Consider the following 4,295-nt stretch of genomic DNA (forward strand, 5'->3'; position numbering starts at 1 on the left):
AGTCATTGGTAAACGTCTGGGCTATCGCATTGTTGTGTATGCCGAGTGGGAGGCTCGGTGGTATGGCTGGGTTGACCGCTTTGGCGTGATGAATGCTGCCACAGTCAATAAAATTCCGCAGCCCTACACCTACAAGGCCACGATCGTCGGCGACCTAATGACCGAAGTAGCCGCCATGGTTCCAGATGCAGCCCCCACGAGTGCTCGTTCACCTACAATTGGCCTCCTTCCAGGGTCTAAGGCGCATAAGCTCAAGCTTGGGGTGCCCTTCATGTTGGCAATGGTGTCCTATATCCGTCGATCACTGCCTAACGTGCGCTTCGTGTTACCCGTAGCCCCGACGGTGACCTGTGATGAAATCGCCCAGTTTGCCCGCGCTGATCACAACTCCTGTATTCGCCAGTTTGGTTGGGCTGAGGGGGAACTAGCCAGGAACCACGATCGTCTAGTCCTACGGACTCACACAGATAGCGGGACAATCGACATCGAGTTGTATGAAGACTTTCCAGCGTACCATGTGCTAGCTCAGTGTGATGCTTGCGTCACAACCGTTGGGGCCAACACGGCTGAATTGGGTGCCTTAGCAGTGCCCATGGTGGTCGTCATCCCTACACAGCAAATGGATGTGATGAAAACCTGGGATGGCTTACCGGGTATCATCGCCAACTTACCCCTGGTTGGTTCAGGCTTTGCCACCCTGTTTAATTGGTACATGGGTTATCGCCTAGGGGTGTTTGGTTCTAGCAAGCGCCGCACCTTATTTGCCTGGCCCAACATTTGGGCAGGGGAGGAGATTGTGCCTGAGTTAGTCGGTAGGCTGCAACCCGTAGATGTAGCTAATCGCCTTATAGACTGGCTAACCCACCCAGAGGCTCTGCAACAGGTGCGCGATCGCCTGCGTAGTGTTCGTGGTGATACAGGAGCTGCTAGCAAGCTAGTAGCTATAGTTGTCGAGCTATTGCCATAGCGACTATTCCCCTTTCCCAGAGTGCCCTTGCCCTTGGCGGATACACTTGTGCATTATGCACATCATCCGTCACTAATACTGCTTATAATCCCCTGAGTATTGTTGACAGATAAATGGGAATGCAAACCTACGACTGGATTGTAATTGGTAATGGTATTGCGGGTGCAGCCCTAAGCTATGAATTGGCCAAGCAAGGCTGCTCAGTATTAGTGCTGACTCAGGCAGTAACCCCAGCCCAAGCAACGCGCTACAGCTACGGTGGTATTGCCTTTTGGGCAGGGACTACAGATTCCATGCGGCAACTAAGTATTGATGGCTATAAGCGTCATCAGGTTTTGTCCGATGAGTTGGGCATGGATACGCAACTGAGAGAACTAGACCTAGTGATGCCGATTCCCTATGGGCTTGATCCTGAGGCGATCACAGCTACCTATGCCACCTGCGCTATTCCCCCTCGGCTAATTACTGTCAACGAAGCTTGCGAATTAGAGCCGCTATTAAATCCCAGTAGCCTAGAAGCTGCTCTCACCGTGCGTCATGGCCACATTCTACCCGAAGTTGCTGTCAAAGCCTACAACCAAGCCTTTACCCGTCTTGGCGGCATCATCCAACTAGAGGCAGTGCAGACTCTCTGGATAGAAAACGACCGCATTCTAGGGGTTAAAACCGTAACCAGCAAGATAGCTAGCAGCAACGTTGCTATTTGTGCAGGTGGACTAAGCCGTCAGCTTGGTTACCAAGCCGGAGTGCAGATTCCTCACTACTTTACCCATGCAGAAGTGCTAGAAACTATACCAGTAGAGCTAAAGTTGCGATCGCTCATCATGCCCGCCAATCTCCAGCGTTTTGCCATGGAAGCTGAAGCTAGCCGTGCCGACCTAGATCCACTCTGGGATGAGCCAGGGCATGAACCAGCCCCTGCTATTTTGGATGTTGGTGCCTGTCAATTTCTCGACGGTAGGATTCGGATTGGGCAGGTGAGTCGTGTAGCCACCAATCCTACCCTGGTTAGCGATCCCCAGGCCAGTGAAGCTGTCCTTCGTCGTGGCATTGGTTCTATTCTGCCTGCCCTAGCTGCTTTGCCAGCTACATGGCACCATTGCCTAGTGGCCTTCTGTCGCGATCGCCTCCCCCTAGTTGGTGCCTTATCTAGTATTACAGGTTTACACGTGTTCGTGGGGTTCAGCAACCCTATGGTTATTGTGCCCATTCTAGCAGAGCGTCTTGCTCGTCAAGTTACAGGTCAACCTGATCCAGAATTACAGCAATTTTCCCCAGATCGTTTTCGTGAACCGTCTAGGTAATGCTCTATCTCTCTGCCGTCAGGATACAAGGGGAGCCAAACCAGTTCAAATTCTCCCTTCCAAGTTAGGAGAAGGATTTAAGGTGAGGGCGAAGGTGACAGGCACTCCTGGGTAACCTCATATCAGCACAGATCGCCCTAGTGGGTCAGTAAACTATGTTAGTTAAACCTGAATTGCCTAACTTTAGGACCGGTTTATTATCGGTTGAACGGCTGAATACACCCATCAAATTCTTAGTCATGTCAGTAATTTCGTGTCGCTAGCTCTACGGATTCTCCCGTAGGTTACGTATGTAGGCTACGTGCATATTCTGTTGTCAAATTGCTAACCATGCAGGATCAAATTGCCAACTAGTCAATCTGAACTAGAGCGAAACCCCTGATTCTGTAGGAGTTTCATTAGTTAGCCAGCCCAGAATCGACTCAGATTAAACTATATTTAAGTTATGATTGTAGTGCCAGCTAATGACCCTTGAATAAATTTAATTGCTGATTTAATCACTCAGTTCATAGGATTGCGATAAAATGTTTTTCAGCACAAAACTAATTCAATTCAGCGTTAAACTCTGAATGCTTGCAGCAGTTGGAATGAATTCCTTGACGACTAGCTTTGATACAGTTATTTGTGATTTGTGTATTTCTTAGCCAACTATTCTAGGTAACTAAGTTAATGAGTAGATTAATGAGTAGAAAGAAAGTTGAGCCACTCACGGGCGAGGCGTTGCTAAAGAAAGTAAAAGAGCTGGAACACCTTAGCAAAGAAGAAAAAGCCAAGGAATGTGGTTACTACACCATTACTCAAAACGGCACGCCACGGGTCAATGTGATGAAATTTTCCAATGCGTTGCTAGATGCTGTTGGTATTGAACTCGATGGCAAACCGAATGGTGATGGACGGGGCGGACGAAATGCCACTTATCGCATCAAGGTGCAAGCAAATGGCAACCTGCTAATTGGGGCAGCCTACACTAGACGCATGGAACTACAACCGGGTGATGAGTTTGAAATTTCCTTGGGACGCAAGCACATCTACCTAAAGCAAGTCGATCCTGAGGACGATGAATAACATGGAAACTGTTGATTGGATGATGGTGACGATCGCTGGACTAGCCGTCACCATTTTTGTGGGTGGGTTATTGATGATGTTTACAACCATTCTGACCAACAAGCGGTGATTGCTCTAGGTACGCAACCGAGCAACCATGGGTTGTGCAGAAATTAAATTCATCCATGGCGGATTATGCGAGTTCCCGCAGTGTTCGTAGTGCTTCTTGGGCAGACGCAGGGCGACGATCAGTGCGTGGTTCTGTCATCCATGCTAACCACTGAGCAAATTTATGACTGATGTTCGGCAGGTGCTCGAATGCGACGCGGATGCCACTCCTCGGAAGTTTAACTGGCTCCAAGCCTGTCACTAAAGTCGTGAGTGTCATGCCTAAACTATACAGGTCAGACGAAATTACAGCTCGCCCTCCAAACTGCTCAGGCGGCATAAATCCCTCTGTGCCAACGATCGTGAAGGCATTTTCACTGGATGATGCAATTGACTTGACAGAGCCAAAATCAACCAAATATAGGTTCATGACTCCTTTTGCTTGGTTGTCATTCAGAATAATGTTGCCTGGCTTGATGTCCCGATGGATAACGGGTGGCTTACAGCCGTGTAGATAAACCAAAATATCCAGCACTAGTTGGCCAATTTGAATGACTTCCGGTTCGGTAAAGGAGCGACCTTCATGCAGCCAAGTTTGCAATGATTTACCGGGAATGTAGGTTTGCACCAACGCCAAAGCTCGACCATCGAGGGGCAGATCGAGTTCAAAATAATTGAGATAGCGGGGAATTGCAGGGTGATACAACGCTTTGAGAATATCAACTTCTCGCCCAAACAGCTTTAGGTCATTGCTGCCCATGTTTTCATCAATGAACAGCACCTTTAAGACGACGAGCTGCTCATTAGTTAAATCACGAGCAATCAGCGTCCATCGCCCTGCCTGTTTACCGACTTCTTGTTGAACTTCGTAG

General features: G+C 48.8%; 4 protein-coding genes. 3 read left to right on the top strand and 1 reads right to left on the bottom strand.

The genetic code is table 11. The annotated features are described in order from the left end of the window. The 3 genes from NZ772_08085 to NZ772_08095 form a co-directional block, all read left to right on the top strand. The coding region (locus tag NZ772_08085; protein ID MCS6813514.1) for a lipid-A-disaccharide synthase at positions 1 to 967 on the top strand (967 nt) is incomplete at its 5' end. A gap of 119 nt (positions 968 to 1,086) precedes the next feature. Then, on the top strand, positions 1,087 to 2,271 hold the full coding sequence (locus NZ772_08090; GenBank protein ID MCS6813515.1) for an FAD-binding oxidoreductase: 1,185 nt from the start codon (positions 1,087 to 1,089) through the stop codon (positions 2,269 to 2,271). A gap of 681 nt (positions 2,272 to 2,952) precedes the next feature. Beyond that, positions 2,953 to 3,336, top strand: a complete 384-nt coding sequence (locus NZ772_08095; GenBank protein ID MCS6813516.1) for an AbrB family transcriptional regulator — start codon at positions 2,953 to 2,955, stop codon at positions 3,334 to 3,336. Between the two features lie 172 nt (positions 3,337 to 3,508). On the opposite strand, the gene NZ772_08100 is transcribed toward NZ772_08095, so the two are convergent. Next, on the bottom strand, positions 3,509 to 4,295 hold a 787-nt coding region (locus tag NZ772_08100; protein MCS6813517.1), incomplete at its 5' end, for a serine/threonine protein kinase.

The sequence above is a fragment of the Cyanobacteriota bacterium genome (assembly GCA_025054735.1).
Lineage (GTDB): Bacteria > Cyanobacteriota > Cyanobacteriia > SKYG9 > SKYG9 > SKYG9.